This window comes from Bacillus sp. 22-7 (genome assembly GCF_010628845.1).
GTDB classification, from domain to species: Bacteria; Bacillota; Bacilli; order Bacillales; family Cytobacillaceae; genus Cytobacillus; species Cytobacillus firmus_B.
In genome coordinates, this window is sequence record NZ_NJQY01000030.1 from 42,596 (window position 1) to 55,788 (window position 13,193).

Consider the following 13,193-nt stretch of genomic DNA (forward strand, 5'->3'; position numbering starts at 1 on the left):
GTCCATACTAAACCCATATGGACTAAGATTTGATATCCGGCGGAGCAAAACTGTCAGAGCTCGGCTTTATTATAAGCTTGACTATCAGATCAACAGGCATTTATAAAAATCATCAAAACTAAGGATGTGACATAATATGTTGACCAATGAACAGATCAGCACTTTAAAAAAGGAATTGAATGATGAAAAGGAATCACTGGAGTCCCAGCTGCAGGGCAATAAAGAAGGCAGTCTGGAAGGAGCAAGCGCCAGAGATGCAGTAGGAGAGCTATCACTGTATGATAACCATCCGGCAGATATGGGTTCTGAACTATATGAACGTGAAAAGGATTTTGCTTTAGAAGAGCATCATGACTCCGAACTCAATAAAGTGAATGCTGCACTAAAGGCAATAGAAGATGGTTCATACGGCAAATGCAAAGAGTGCGGTTCTGATATTCCATACGAGCGGCTGGAAGTGATTCCGGCAACTCTTTACTGTAAGGATCATAGTCCGGAACAAAACGTGCCGGGAGACCGTCCTGTTGAAGAAGATGTGCTTGAACCTGCTCATGGGAATACCTTTCAGCATCATCAATTCAGGGAAGTAGTAGATAATGAAGACAGCTTTCAGGAAGTTGCCCGTTTTGGCACTTCTGAGACACCCTCTGATTTAAGGGGGGACTATGAAGATTACAATTCCCTTTATAATGAAGGTCATGATGACGAAGGTTTTACAGAAGATTATGAGACATTTGTCGGAAATGACCTTGAAGGCAAGGAGAGAAAAATCTATCCTTCCAAGAAACAGGAAGAGTATGAAGCCATGCTGGATGAAAATGATATCGAAGCACCTTTCGGGGATGTGCCGTATCATGAGACTGACGGCTATGTGGATGAAGATAAGGATTAAAGTAAAAGCGATGCAGCTGCATCGCTTTTTTATGTCAAATGGCAAAATAAGATACCCTTATTTATATTTATAGTTTGGATTCGATATCCTGGATAATCTCATCAATCGTATCGGAAACGTCGTTTGTGCGGCGGGCAATGGAGATGCTGAATTCCAGCAGTTCTTTATAATTTTTCACCGGAATAGAATCACTTGTTTTCTCGAATTCATTTAGTTGCAGTCCAATATTTTGAAGATGCAGCAAAACTTCTTCCATTGATCCTCTCTCGATTTGGTACATTTAACAGCTACCCCCTTTATATCTAATGATTTCATTATCAGGGTTTTTAAACCTTTTTTGTAGTGGAAATTATTGTTAATATTTTCCCTTTGCAGAGTAAAACTTTGCCACAAAGGAAATATTAGTTTTAGAATAAATTGCTGGGAGGTTCATTATGTCCGCACAAATGAAAGCAGCATGCTTTTCAGAATATGACAACCTTGAACAAGTGGTGTTATGTGAACCGAAGTACATGACGATTGTGGATACTATTAACGAAACACAGAAGCATTATAAAAAAGAAGGAATTAATATCGACGTGGCGATGAAACAGCACAGGCACTTTGTCAGTGCATTGAAGGATCAGGGGATCGAAGTCGTTTTACTGCCCCCGTTTGAAAAATACCCTGAGCAGGTTTTTACCCGTGACATCGGATTTACGCTTGGAGAAAAGGTGTATGTTGCCGAAATGGCTGCTGATATCCGGCAGGGGGAGGAAAATGTTCTGAGACAATGGCTGGAAGTAAATCAGGTTCCATTTTACAACCTTAAGGGTGATCGTATAGAAGGAGGTGACGTTCTCATCGATGGCAAAACTATATATGCCGGAGTCAGCAGCCGGACCCACGAGGAAGCAATTGAGCACCTTCGCAGCCTTATGCCTGAATATGAAGTCGTATCCGTCCCCTTCACTGATACATATCTTCACCTTGATTGTGTATTTAATATCATTTCACCTGAGGAAGCTCTTATTTTTCCAGGAGAGATTCATGGGGAGAAAGTAAAAATGCTGGAATCGCGCTATGATTTAATAAAAGTGTCGGAAGAGGAGCAATTCACACTCGGAACGAACGTCCTCTCAATTGGCAATAAAAAAATCTTCAGCCTTCCAATTAATAAGAATGTCAATAAAGAACTAAGGTCCAGGGGCTATGAAGTCATTGAGGTAGACATTACTGAAATTATTAAATCCGGAGGTGCCTTCCGCTGCTGTACCATGCCGGTTAGGCGCAGTAAAGGGTAAATAATGATTATAGAATCTCAGAAAAACGCCTTTTTGAGCGTTATTCGCACTACTAAACAAAAACAGCCTCTTCTCACAAGAAGGGCTGTTCTTCTTTTTACTTATTCATCAACTCAACGCCAGCGGGTTTGATTTTCCAGATTTCGCGCGCATATTCGCTGATTGTGCGGTCGCTTGAAAAATAGCCTGAGCCGGCAATGTTCATTAAGCTCATTTTTAGCCAATGATCCCGATCCTCATAAGCCATCCCGGCTTCTTTCTGGATATTGACATACGAAGCAAAATCCCTCAACACAAAGTATTGGTCATTTTCCATCAGCAGGGAGTCAAATATAGGCTCGAACTCATCATCAGCATCCGGGAAAAATCCATTCACAAGCTGGTCGATGACCTGGCGGATTCGCTTATCATGATGGTAATACTCTCTGGAATTATAACCGCCATTCTGGTAATAGCTGAGCACCTCATCTGCCGTTAATCCAAAGATGAAGATATTGTCATCTCCTGCTTTTTCTTTTATCTCAATATTGGCTCCATCCAGTGTACCAACTGTCAAAGCGCCATTCATCATGAATTTCATATTCCCTGTACCGGAAGCTTCCTTGCTTGCTGCAGAAATCTGCTCGCTGATATCTGCAGCGGGGAAAATTTCCTCTGCCAGCGAAACCCGGTAATTTTCAAGAAAGATAACCTTTAGAACATCTCTTGTCAGCGGGTCATTGTTCACTTTTTCAGCAACGGTATTAATTAATTTGATGATTTTCTTTGCGTAGTAATAGCCAGGGGAAGCTTTTGCTCCAAAAATAAAAGTCCGCGGGTGCATCCGGAAATTGGAATCTTCCTTCAGCCTGTTATATAAATGCATAACATGCAGAATATTTAACAGCTGGCGTTTATAAGCATGCAGACGCTTAACCTGAATGTCAAAAATCGAAGACGTATCAACTTTAATGCCCTGCTGCTCCTGAATGCGCTTCGCCAATCTTTCCTTGTTCAATTGCTTAATCTGATGCAGCTGCCCAAGGAAAACCCTATCATTCTTAAAATCTGCCAGCTCGCGAAGCTTTTCCGGTTCCCGAATCCAGCCTGCCCCAATGGTCTCATTTATAAGACCAGATAAAAGCGGATTGGCTTTCAGCAGCCATCTTCTGTGTGTAATCCCATTGGTTTTATTATTAAATTTCTCAGGAAAAATTTCATAAAACTGAATCATTTCCCGCTTCTTTAAGATTTCTGTATGAAGGGCGGCAACACCATTTACGCTGGAGCTTCCGACAAGGGCAAGGTGTGCCATCTTTACCTGGTCGTGCGCGATGATCGCCATATCCTCAATCCGCTTCCAGTCACCCGGATATCTGTCCCAAAGATCGCGGCAAAAACGTTCATTGATTTCATTCACTATCATAAAAATCCGCGGCAGCAAAGGCTGGAAAATGCGGACAGGCCATTTCTCCAAAGCCTCTGAAAGAGTTGTATGATTTGTATAGGCTATCGTCCGGACTGTAATATCCCAGGCTTCCTCCCAGCCCATTCCCTCTTCATCCAGCAGGATTCTCATAAGTTCAGGAATGGCAAGTACCGGATGTGTATCATTAATATGAATGCTCACATATTCATGGAAATCTCTTAAACTGGCATGCTGCTTTCGATAGGAACGCACGATGGAACGGATACTGGCCGAAACAAGAAAGTATTGCTGCTTTAGCCTCAGGATCTTCCCCTCATCATGGGTATCATCAGGATATAGAAACTCGGAAACAGATTCGGTTTCCCGTTTATATTTTAAAATATCATGATTTACAGGATAAGGTGACGGTTCAGCATTCCATAGCCTGAGAGTGTTAATCGTATCTGTTTGATAGCCGGCGACAGGCATATCGTAGGGGACAGCCGAAATAGTTTCCGCATTTACATGGCGGAACACAAGCCTGCCGTTGTCCTCTGCCGTTTCAACTTTGCCCCAAAAAGGAACCTCAATGGCCAGGTCGGCTTTTCGGACTTCCCATACATGGCCGTTTCGCAGCCACTGCTCCGGAAGCTCCACTTGATAGCCATCCACAATTTTCTGTTCAAAAAGGCCATGCTTATAGCGAATTCCACAGCCATGGCCGGGTAGGTTTAAGGATGCCAGCGAGTCCATAAAGCAAGCCGCAAGACGTCCCAGTCCCCCGTTTCCCAGCCCTGCATCTGCTTCAATTTCTTCAAGGCGGTTGAGATCAATGCCCAGATCTGCCAGGCCATCTTTTACAACCTGCTCAATTCCCAGGTTTATCAGATTATGATGAAGCAGGCGGCCCAATAAAAACTCGATGGATAGGTAATATACCTGCTTTTCACGGTCGATGCGGTACCGCTCATTTGTATTAATCCACTCTGTGCTCACATGTTCCCTGATCATATTTCCGAGCGTGAAGTAATGATCTCTTTCTGTGCTTTCGCCGAAGCTTTTCCCACAGGTCATCTCCAATTTTTTCAGGAATTCCTCTTTGAACTCATCGCGATCAGAAAACATGGCTTTCACTCCTTGAAACAAGGCCTGCATATAGCTGATTGTATTTGAAAGCAGATTGCGCCCAGCTATTATCCATACCCATTGCATTTTTCATAATCTTCTCCCATGTTTTGCTGTCACTGTAAAAGTTTATTGCTCTTCTAATGGTGTACAGCATGTCATGGGCATTAAAATGGCTGAAGGAAAAACCGTTTCCTTCTCCTGTGACTTCATTGTAAGAAAGAACAGTATCATTTAACCCGCCTGTTTCCCTTACGATGGGAATGGAGCCATATCTCATCGCAATCATCTGCCCTAACCCGCAGGGCTCAAATTGGGAAGGCATTAAGAATAAATCGGACCCTGCATAGAATTCATGTGCAAGGCCTTCATCAAACCCAATATATGCTTTGCACTTATCCGGATAGGCCGCTTCCACCTCCCTGAAAAATTGCTCAAACTCAGGATCTCCAGTCCCCAAAACAAGGACTTGAATGTCATCCTGCATAAGCTCATGGAACACACATTTAACCAGATCCAGGCCCTTTTGCTTTGTCAGCCTCGTAACCATGGCTATCAGAGGAACCTCTTCCTTCACCGGCAAGCTGAATTTTTTCTGAAGATCCATCTTATTTTCTTTTTTAATCTGAAGCTTTTCAAAGGTATAGTTCTCTTTTATAAATGGATCCTTCTCAGGATTATAAAACTCATCATCAATTCCATTTAAGATTCCTTCCAGATCATAAGCTCTGCGCTTCAGTAAATCATGCAGCTTCTCACCGTAATACTCGGTTTGAATTTCATCTTTATAGGTAGGGCTGACTGTTGTAATTTTATCAGCAGCGACAAGTCCGCCCTTCATAAAATTGATATTTCCGAAGAATTCAAGCTTATCCGGATGAAAATGGCTATAGTCAAGCCCTAATAAATCCCCAAGAGCAGCCCCTGGCATAATCCCCTGAAACTGAAGGTTATGAATGGTGAAGACTGTCCGAATGAATTCATACCCCTTTTTCGCACGATACTCAACCCTGTGCAGAAAAGGAATCATCCCGGTATGCCAATCATGGCTATGAATAACATCTGGACAATAATCAATATGCTGAAGAGCATCCAGCACGGCCCGGTTAAAATAGGCAAACCTCTCTCCATCGTCAAAATAGCCATATAATTTTTCACGGTTAAAATAGTATTCATTATCCACAAAATAGAATGTAATTCCCTGGTGCTCAAGTTCTTCAATTCCACAATACTGGTTTCTCCAGCCAACCTGAACTGTAAACTCGCACTTTTTAGACATTTTCTTTTTTAAGTCATCTGATATGGAACTATACTTCGGAAGAATCACCCGTACGTCAGTCCCCTGTTTGGCAAGCTCTTTCGGGAGTGAACCGGCTACGTCGGCAAGACCTCCGGATTTGACGAATGGAACACATTCAGAAACAGCAAACAATACTTTCACGAGTTCATCAGCGCTCCTTGTACGGTACCTTTGCGAATTACCAGAGGCATTTCACTTCTTCCCTCAATTCTGGCACCGGATTCTACCTTAACATCTTTATCTAAAATAACAGAGTCTAAAACACAGTTCTCGCCAATTTGGGTTTTTTGCATGATTATACAATTTTTCACGACTGCGCCCTTGCCAATTTTGACGCCGCGGGAGATAATGCTGTTCTCGACTGTTCCTTCAATCATGCATCCATTTGCAATCATCGAATTCTTTGCGCTCGCACCTTTTACATAACGGGTTGGCGGTTCATCTTTTACTTTTGTGTAAATGGGCTGGCTGCGCAGAAAAATATTTTTCCATGCCTCCGGTTCCAATAGCCCAATGCTGGCAGCAAAGTAATTTTCAATGGAATCAATCATGACAGCCAAGCCGGTATATTCATAATTGCATATCGTGTACGAATGGTGGATATCTGTAACAACATCACTCATGCACGTGTATCCTGTTTCGTTTCTATTTTCTATTAAACTAATAAGCAGCGAGGTTTTTACAAGGTACATTTCCAGCGAGCGTCCATCCTGGCGAACAACTGTAATATCACACCCCGTCATAATATGTCTATCCAGAACAGGCCTGAAATCCATATTAAAAACGGTGAAACAGTTTGAGATCAAGGCATACTCCTGCTTGCTGCGATAAAAATAATCCAAATTCGCAGCAAAGTGATTGAAAGATCCGATCCCTTTACTAGGACTATCCAGCAAAGGAGACGGAAAAAAGAATAGCCCATCCCTTTTTCTGTTTAAGTCCCAGTTTTTCCCTGAACCAAGATGATCCATTAAAGAGCGATATTGATACTTCGGAAATATGGCAACACTCTCAATATCCGAGTTGACCATATTTGAGAGAACAAAATCGATCAGCCTATAGCGGCCTGCAAACGGAACAGCTGCGAGCGACCTGTGTACTGTCAATTCCTCTAAACCTTCATGGTAGGTTGTTGCGTCTATTACACCAAGCATTCTCTTCTTCATGACATTCCCTCCCGTTTATTGGCCAGGATCCGTTTTGGCATCCAGCTGTAAATTAAGAACAAATTCCCTGTATCATTTCCTGTGTTATCAGAATGATTTCGTCATCTTCTTCGGAAGCACTAATCACCACGCCATCAGGTATGTTCATTCCGCTTGGCACAATCGCCTTTTCAATATAGACATTTTCGCCAATCACAGCATCAGGCATGATGACCGATTCACGGATCACCGAATTCTTCCCAACCAGAACCCCTTGAAAAAGCACTGACTTTTCAACTTCGCCCTCAACCGTACAGCCTTCATTTATCAATGACTCTGCAACCTCTGCCTGAGTTGAAATATACTGCGGAGGGTGATTCGGATTCACCGAATAAATCCGCCAATCATGATCAAAAAGATTCAGCTCGCATTCGTCATCCAGTAAATCCATATTTGCTTCCCACAGGCTCTTAACTGTACCAACGTCCTTCCAGTAGCCATTGAACGGATAAGCGAACAGCTTTTTATTTTCGTCAAGCATTAATGGAATGATATCTTTTCCAAAGTCATGGCTTGATTCCGGATTGCGGTCATCCATTTCCAAATATTCCTTTAAAACAGACCAATTAAAAATATATATTCCCATGGAGGCCAAATTATTTTTTGGATATGCTGGTTTTTCCTCAAATTCTGCGACCCGCATCTCATCATCCGTGTTCATGATGCCGAACCTGCTTGCCTCCGGCCAAGGTACTTCAATAACAGAAATAGTGGCATCCGCACCTTTTTCAATATGATAATTCAGCATCAGCTCATAATTCATTTTATAAATATGATCACCTGATAAGATCAGGACATATTCAGGATCATACTGCTTTAAATAGTTAAGGTTTTGATAAATGGCACTGGCTGTTCCTGTATACCATTTGACTTCTGATGACTCGCTGTAAGGAGGCAGCACTGTCACGCCGCCGTTCTTTCTATCAAGATCCCATGCGCTGCCTATGCCAATATATGAATTCAAAACCAGCGGCTGATATTGTGTCAGAACCCCGACTGTATCAATTCCCGAATTGGTGCAATTGCTCAATGTAAAATCAATGATCCTATACTTTCCTCCAAAAGGAACTGCAGGTTTCGCCAGACTTTTTGTCAGAGAACTAAGCCTGCTCCCTTTCCCTCCTGCTAATAGCATTGCCACGCACTTTTTCTTTCCCATTTCCCTTCCTCTCCTTCCGATGTTTTACAGGGCGTAATATTGAAATGCCAAATGGCGGAATCGACATCTCTAAACTGAACGGCTTGCCATGAAACTCAATTTCCTCACTCTTAAGGACCCTCTTGTTTGTGCAATTTGATCCTCCAAAGCTATCATTGTCACTGTTAAGTATTTCCCGGTAAGATCCCATATTTGGTACGCCTATACGGTATTTTGGGTATATAGCCGGTGTGAAATTGCAGACAATCACGAGATAATCACTCTCTTTAGAGCCTTTTCTGATAAAAGAAAAGATGGATTGGTGCGAATTATGACAATCAATCCATTCAAAGCCATCCTGAAGATGATCAAGCTCAAAAAGAGGCTTGGAACGTTTATAGACCTTTAATAATTCTTTCACATAATCATTTGCTTTTTTATGCATCTCGTAATCCAGCAGATGCCAATCTAGCTGTTCTTTGTCTTTCCATTCGGAAAACTGCCCGAATTCACTCCCCATGAAAAGAAGCTTCTTGCCGGGATGGGCAATCATATAGCCAAGGAGGAGCCTGTATTGGGCAAACTTTTGCCAGTAATCGCCCGGCATTTTATCCAGCAGCGATTTTTTTCCGTGGACAACTTCATCATGTGAAAAAGGCAGTATGAAGTTCTCTGTAAAAGCATACAAAAGCGAAAATGTCATTTTCCCATGCACACCAGATCGCCTCTCGGGCTCTGTTTCCATATATGTAAGAACGTCATTCATCCAGCCCATATTCCACTTGTAATGAAAACCCAGCCCCCCATAATGAACTGGTGCAGTCACTTGCGGCCAGTCTGTTGAATCCTCTGCCATCATGAGAAAGGAAGAATCATATTGTGAAACTACTTTATTGAGATTTTGAAGGAAGCCGGTACCAAACGGATTTTCTGTTTTTCCATCCCGGTTCGGCCAATAAATGATATTAGCAACTGCATCAACCCTGAAGCCGTCAATATGGTATTTCTCCATCCAAAAAACAGCGTTGGAAATAAGGAAACTCTGCACTTCATTTTTGCCGAGATCAAAATTGGCAGTTCCCCATACTCGGTTCTCTCTGTCACCTTCTGTTTCATACTCATACAAATACGAACCATCAAACTGATAAAGGCCATGGGCATCTTTGCAGAAGTGCCCCGGCACCCAGTCCAGAATCACCCCAACACCATGCTGGTGGCATTGATCAACAAAATACATAAAATCATGCGGACTGCCATAACGGCTGGTAACCGAGTAATAACCTGTTCCCTGATAGCCCCAGGAAGCGTCGAGCGGATGCTCAATTAGAGGAAGCAATTCTATATGTGTAAACCCATGCTCCACCACATAAGGTATTAATTCCCCTGCAAGCTCCCGGTACGTATAGGGACTGCCCGATTCTTTTTGCTTCCACGAACCAAGATGGACCTCATAAATGACCGCAGGCTCTGTAAAAATAGCCTTCTTTTCTTTTTTTTGCATCCATTTGCTGTCATTCCACTGATACCCGTCCAGCGAATATACTTTAGAAGCTGTATTCGGCCTTACTTCTGAAAAAAAACTATAAGGATCAGCCTTTAAAAGCATAGCTCCTTTCTTTGTAGTAATTTCATACTTATACAAGGCACCTTCCATGTTTCCATCCAGCTGAATAATCCAGACACCTTCCTTATTCACTCTATGTAAGGTGTAGCCTTCTCCATTCCAATCATTAAAATCACCGACTAATCTGATAATTTCAGCATTCGGTGCCCATACACAAAAACGGGTAATCACTGCTCCTCCGTCTGAAACTACATGTGCTCCAAATAACTGGTGACTCTCATAAAGCGTCCCTTCATGGAACAAATGCAGCTGATAATCGGTTGGAAACAAAGTATCCACTACCATCCTTCTCCCCACCCAGTCTCGTTTCTTTTGACTTTCCTGTTATATTCGATGCACCTTTGAAAAGTCCTTGTAAAAGTTTTTTTAATTTTATGACAACAACGTTCATATTCCGCTAATATACGATAGCATTTTCCCCATTTTTACAGCCTTCGACATAATCTCCGGTAAACTTAGACAAAATAAAACAAAATATGCAAGCAAAAAATGAAAGGAGAATAATATTTTGGGCAATAAAGAAGAGGAGTTTTTATTGAATGAGGCATCCAAAAAGGAAATAAGGATCCCACTATTTGAAGCACCGGATGGAAAGATTATGGCCACTGGTGATATGTTTAGAGGCCCCTATACGGGAATATCTTCTGATATTGATTTGAATAATCCCGGCAATAGATTAAGCAGGGAAGAAGAGAAATTTGATTAACCAGGAGCAGAAATGAACTGTAAAGCAGAGTTACACAAATACAAACATAGACAACAAAAAGCTGCCAACAAATTGTTGACAGCTTTTTTGTATGACCCCTACGGGATTCGAACCCGTGTTACCGCCGTGAAAGGGCGGTGTCTTAACCGCTTGACCAAGGGGCCAATATGGCGGAGAAGGAGGGATTTGAACCCTCGCGCCGGTTACCCGACCTACACCCTTAGCAGGGGCGCCTCTTCAGCCACTTGAGTACTTCCCCATATATGGCTCCGCAGGTAGGATTCGAACCTACGACCGTTCGGTTAACAGCCGAATGCTCTACCACTGAGCTACTGCGGAACAATAAAATAAAATGGTGGGCCTAAATGGACTCGAACCATCGACCTCACGCTTATCAGGCGTGCGCTCTAACCAGCTGAGCTATAGGCCCATTTTGGAGCGGGTGAAGGGAATCGAACCCTCATCATCAGCTTGGAAGGCTGAGGTTTTACCACTAAACTACACCCGCATAAAGTTATGAAATGGTGGCTCAGGACGGAATCGAACCGCCGACACAAGGATTTTCAGTCCTTTGCTCTACCGACTGAGCTACTGAGCCATATTAAGTTATTTTGCCTAAATAAAATTTGGCTTCGTCCTTCGTCCCGATTTATCAATCGGTACGCTGAAGTATTTCAAGGCAGCTTATTCGGTCGTGCTCTACCGACTCAGCTACTGAGCCATATTGCTTTGTAAAAATGGCGGTCCGGACGGGACTCGAACCCGCGACCTCCTGCGTGACAGGCAGGCATTCTAACCAACTGAACTACCGGACCAGATTGCGGGGGCAGGATTTGAACCTGCGACCTTCGGGTTATGAGCCCGACGAGCTACCGGACTGCTCCACCCCGCGACAATATTATTAAGAATAAAATATGGAGGAGGAAAGGGGATTCGAACCCCTGCGCGGTTTGACCCGCCTGTCGGTTTTCAAGACCGATCCCTTCAGCCGGACTTGGGTATTCCTCCGAATAATGAAAAGTGGTGGACCTTGTAGGACTCGAACCTACGACCGGACGGTTATGAGCCGTCTGCTCTAACCAGCTGAGCTAAAGGTCCAGCATCGTTTAGTTAAATGGTAGCGGCGGAGGGGATCGAACCCCCGACCTCACGGGTATGAACCGTACGCTCTAGCCAGCTGAGCTACACCGCCAAAATACTAAAATAATTATGGTGGAGCCTAGCGGGATCGAACCGCTGACCTCCTGCGTGCAAAGCAGGCGCTCTCCCAGCTGAGCTAAGGCCCCAATATAAATGGTCGGGAAGACAGGATTCGAACCTGCGACCCCTTGGTCCCAAACCAAGTGCTCTACCAAGCTGAGCTACTCCCCGTTAATAATGGCGCGCCCGAGAGGAGTCGAACCCCTAACCTTTTGATCCGTAGTCAAACGCTCTATCCAATTGAGCTACGGGCGCAATATGAAATTAAATGGTGCCGAGGACCGGAATCGAACCGGTACGGTAGTCACCTACCGCAGGATTTTAAGTCCTGTGCGTCTGCCAGTTCCGCCACCCCGGCATAAAAATGGAGCGGAAGACGGGATTCGAACCCGCGACCCCCACCTTGGCAAGGTGATGTTCTACCACTGAACTACTTCCGCATAAAAAATGGTGCGGGTGAAGGGAGTCGAACCCCCACGCCTTGCGGCGCCAGATCCTAAGTCTGGTGCGTCTGCCAATTCCGCCACACCCGCAATATGAAATTAAAAATGGTGAGCCATGAAGGACTCGAACCTTCGACCCTCTGATTAAAAGTCAGATGCTCTACCGACTGAGCTAATGGCTCATGCTAAGTAATGTTTCCTAAAGCTTGTTTCTGCTGAGTCAGATGTTCCAAAACACTGCGTGTTTTGTCACAGATTGCTATTCGGTTGAAGTGATTCACTGATGCTGCAATCTGCTCTACCGACTGAGCTAATGGCTCATATTCTATAAAAAGAATTGAAGTGGTGCCGGCGAGAGGACTTGAACCCCCAACCTACTGATTACAAGTCAGTTGCTCTACCAATTGAGCTACACCGGCAGCTTGTACATTTAAATTAATGGTGGAGGATGACGGGATCGAACCGCCGACCCTCTGCTTGTAAGGCAGATGCTCTCCCAGCTGAGCTAATCCTCCATTATTAATGCCCGGCAGCGTCCTACTCTCACAAGGGGACAGCCCCTAACTACCATCGGCGCTGAGAAGCTTAACTTCCGTGTTCGGTATGGGAACGGGTGTGACCTTCTCGCTATCGCCACCGGACTATTTTTCAAAGACAAGTTTTATTATACCGTCTTTTCAGGATTTTTCAAGAGGAAATTTCATTTTTTCGTTCCCTCAAAACTAGATAATGCATGAAGAAGCATTTGCCGAGTATTCACCAATGACTTGGTTAAGTCCTCGATCGATTAGTATCAGTCAGCTCCACATGTCGCCACGCTTCCACCTCTGACCTATCAACCTGATCATCTTTCAGGGATCTTACTAGCTTGACGCTATGGGAAATCTCAT

General features: G+C 43.7%; 9 protein-coding genes, 20 tRNA genes and 2 rRNA genes. 3 read left to right on the forward strand and 28 right to left on the reverse strand.

What is annotated here, in order from left to right:
* The first annotated feature begins 136 nt into the window (after positions 1-136).
* The gene (locus CE058_RS19870; protein WP_163144812.1) at positions 137-892 is read left to right on the forward strand and encodes a TraR/DksA C4-type zinc finger protein; all 756 of its coding nucleotides are present in this window, start codon (positions 137-139) and stop codon (positions 890-892) included.
* A 67-nt stretch (positions 893-959) separates the two neighbouring features.
* On the opposite strand, the gene CE058_RS19875 is transcribed toward CE058_RS19870, so the two are convergent.
* Positions 960-1,172 (reverse strand): hypothetical protein, encoded by a 213-nt coding sequence (locus tag CE058_RS19875; RefSeq protein ID WP_048011093.1) that lies wholly within the window; start codon positions 1,170-1,172, stop codon positions 960-962.
* A gap of 154 nt (positions 1,173-1,326) precedes the next feature.
* Here CE058_RS19875 and CE058_RS19880 point away from each other — a divergent pair, with 154 nt between their 5' ends.
* Positions 1,327-2,175, forward strand: coding sequence for a dimethylarginine dimethylaminohydrolase family protein (locus CE058_RS19880; RefSeq protein WP_163144813.1), 849 nt, complete (start codon positions 1,327-1,329; stop codon positions 2,173-2,175).
* Between the two features lie 97 nt (positions 2,176-2,272).
* Here the strand turns inward: CE058_RS19880 and CE058_RS19885 are convergent, their stop codons facing one another.
* From CE058_RS19885 to glgB, 5 genes are read right to left on the reverse strand one after another with little or no spacing between them, the layout of a single operon-like run.
* Positions 2,273-4,687, reverse strand: a complete 2,415-nt coding sequence (locus CE058_RS19885) for a glycogen/starch/alpha-glucan phosphorylase (RefSeq protein ID WP_163144814.1) — start codon at positions 4,685-4,687, stop codon at positions 2,273-2,275.
* Positions 4,677-6,128 carry a glycogen synthase GlgA gene (gene glgA / locus CE058_RS19890; RefSeq protein WP_048011090.1) on the reverse strand — a complete coding sequence of 484 codons (1,452 nt, stop codon included), beginning with the start codon at positions 6,126-6,128 and terminating at the stop codon, positions 4,677-4,679. The genes CE058_RS19885 and glgA overlap by 11 nt, the downstream gene beginning before the upstream one ends.
* On the reverse strand, positions 6,125-7,153 hold the full coding sequence (locus tag CE058_RS19895; RefSeq protein WP_048011089.1) for a GlgC family sugar phosphate nucleotidyltransferase: 1,029 nt from the start codon (positions 7,151-7,153) through the stop codon (positions 6,125-6,127). Before CE058_RS19895 ends, glgA begins: the two co-directional genes overlap by 4 nt.
* Positions 7,154-7,205: 52 nt before the next feature.
* Entirely contained in the window at positions 7,206-8,351 is a 1,146-nt protein-coding gene (locus CE058_RS19900; RefSeq protein WP_048011088.1) for a glucose-1-phosphate adenylyltransferase, read from the reverse strand.
* On the reverse strand, positions 8,293-10,239 hold the full coding sequence (glgB, locus tag CE058_RS19905) for a 1,4-alpha-glucan branching enzyme (protein WP_048011087.1): 1,947 nt from the start codon (positions 10,237-10,239) through the stop codon (positions 8,293-8,295). Before glgB ends, CE058_RS19900 begins: the two co-directional genes overlap by 59 nt.
* Before the next feature lie 223 nt (positions 10,240-10,462).
* On the opposite strand from glgB, the gene CE058_RS19910 reads away from it, so the two are divergent.
* Complete coding sequence (locus CE058_RS19910; protein ID WP_048011086.1) at positions 10,463-10,660, forward strand: hypothetical protein; 198 nt, start codon at positions 10,463-10,465, stop codon at positions 10,658-10,660.
* 92 nt (positions 10,661-10,752) lie between these two features.
* Here the strand turns inward: CE058_RS19910 and CE058_RS19915 are convergent.
* The 22 genes from CE058_RS19915 to CE058_RS20020 all read right to left on the reverse strand — a co-directional run.
* Positions 10,753-10,824, reverse strand: a tRNA-Glu gene (locus CE058_RS19915).
* 4 nt (positions 10,825-10,828) lie between these two features.
* Positions 10,829-10,919 (reverse strand) — tRNA-Ser (locus CE058_RS19920).
* 5 nt (positions 10,920-10,924) lie between these two features.
* Positions 10,925-10,999: transfer RNA gene (locus CE058_RS19925), tRNA-Asn, on the reverse strand.
* A 14-nt stretch (positions 11,000-11,013) separates the two neighbouring features.
* Positions 11,014-11,090, reverse strand: a tRNA-Ile gene (locus tag CE058_RS19930).
* Positions 11,091-11,094: 4 nt separating this feature from the next.
* Positions 11,095-11,168, reverse strand: a tRNA-Gly gene (locus CE058_RS19935).
* Positions 11,169-11,182: 14 nt separating this feature from the next.
* Positions 11,183-11,258: transfer RNA gene (locus tag CE058_RS19940), tRNA-Phe, on the reverse strand.
* Positions 11,259-11,398: 140 nt separating this feature from the next.
* A tRNA-Asp gene (locus CE058_RS19945) sits at positions 11,399-11,475 on the reverse strand.
* 3 nt (positions 11,476-11,478) lie between these two features.
* Positions 11,479-11,552 (reverse strand) — tRNA-Met (locus tag CE058_RS19950).
* A gap of 23 nt (positions 11,553-11,575) precedes the next feature.
* Positions 11,576-11,668, reverse strand: a tRNA-Ser gene (locus CE058_RS19955).
* 13 nt (positions 11,669-11,681) lie between these two features.
* A tRNA-Ile gene (locus tag CE058_RS19960) sits at positions 11,682-11,758 on the reverse strand.
* 17 nt (positions 11,759-11,775) lie between these two features.
* A tRNA-Met gene (locus tag CE058_RS19965) sits at positions 11,776-11,852 on the reverse strand.
* Positions 11,853-11,870: 18 nt separating this feature from the next.
* Positions 11,871-11,946 (reverse strand) — tRNA-Ala (locus CE058_RS19970).
* A gap of 8 nt (positions 11,947-11,954) precedes the next feature.
* Positions 11,955-12,031 (reverse strand) — tRNA-Pro (locus tag CE058_RS19975).
* A gap of 7 nt (positions 12,032-12,038) precedes the next feature.
* Positions 12,039-12,115, reverse strand: a tRNA-Arg gene (locus CE058_RS19980).
* Between the two features lie 14 nt (positions 12,116-12,129).
* Positions 12,130-12,218 (reverse strand) — tRNA-Leu (locus CE058_RS19985).
* A gap of 7 nt (positions 12,219-12,225) precedes the next feature.
* Positions 12,226-12,300, reverse strand: a tRNA-Gly gene (locus CE058_RS19990).
* Between the two features lie 8 nt (positions 12,301-12,308).
* Positions 12,309-12,393: transfer RNA gene (locus CE058_RS19995), tRNA-Leu, on the reverse strand.
* A gap of 16 nt (positions 12,394-12,409) precedes the next feature.
* A tRNA-Lys gene (locus tag CE058_RS20000) sits at positions 12,410-12,485 on the reverse strand.
* 161 nt (positions 12,486-12,646) lie between these two features.
* Positions 12,647-12,722, reverse strand: a tRNA-Thr gene (locus tag CE058_RS20005).
* A gap of 20 nt (positions 12,723-12,742) precedes the next feature.
* A tRNA-Val gene (locus tag CE058_RS20010) sits at positions 12,743-12,818 on the reverse strand.
* Positions 12,819-12,827: 9 nt separating this feature from the next.
* Positions 12,828-12,944 (reverse strand): 5S ribosomal RNA (rrf, locus tag CE058_RS20015).
* A gap of 126 nt (positions 12,945-13,070) precedes the next feature.
* Positions 13,071-13,193: ribosomal RNA gene (locus CE058_RS20020) — 23S ribosomal RNA — on the reverse strand; the annotation flags it as partial.

Bases quoted from the DNA above. Each gene is read 5' to 3' on its own strand.
- CE058_RS19870 (WP_163144812.1), top strand. From the start codon at position 137: ATGTTGACCAATGAACAGATCAGCACTTTAAAAAAGGAATTGAATGAT.
- CE058_RS19875 (WP_048011093.1), bottom strand. From the start codon at position 1,172: ATGTACCAAATCGAGAGAGGATCAATGGAAGAAGTTTTGCTGCATCTT.
- CE058_RS19880 (WP_163144813.1), top strand. From the start codon at position 1,327: ATGTCCGCACAAATGAAAGCAGCATGCTTTTCAGAATATGACAACCTT.
- CE058_RS19885 (WP_163144814.1), bottom strand. From the start codon at position 4,687: ATGTTTTCTGATCGCGATGAGTTCAAAGAGGAATTCCTGAAAAAATTG.
- CE058_RS19895 (WP_048011089.1), bottom strand. From the start codon at position 7,153: ATGAAGAAGAGAATGCTTGGTGTAATAGACGCAACAACCTACCATGAA.
- CE058_RS19900 (WP_048011088.1), bottom strand. From the start codon at position 8,351: ATGGGAAAGAAAAAGTGCGTGGCAATGCTATTAGCAGGAGGGAAAGGG.
- glgB (WP_048011087.1), bottom strand. From the start codon at position 10,239: ATGGTAGTGGATACTTTGTTTCCAACCGATTATCAGCTGCATTTGTTC.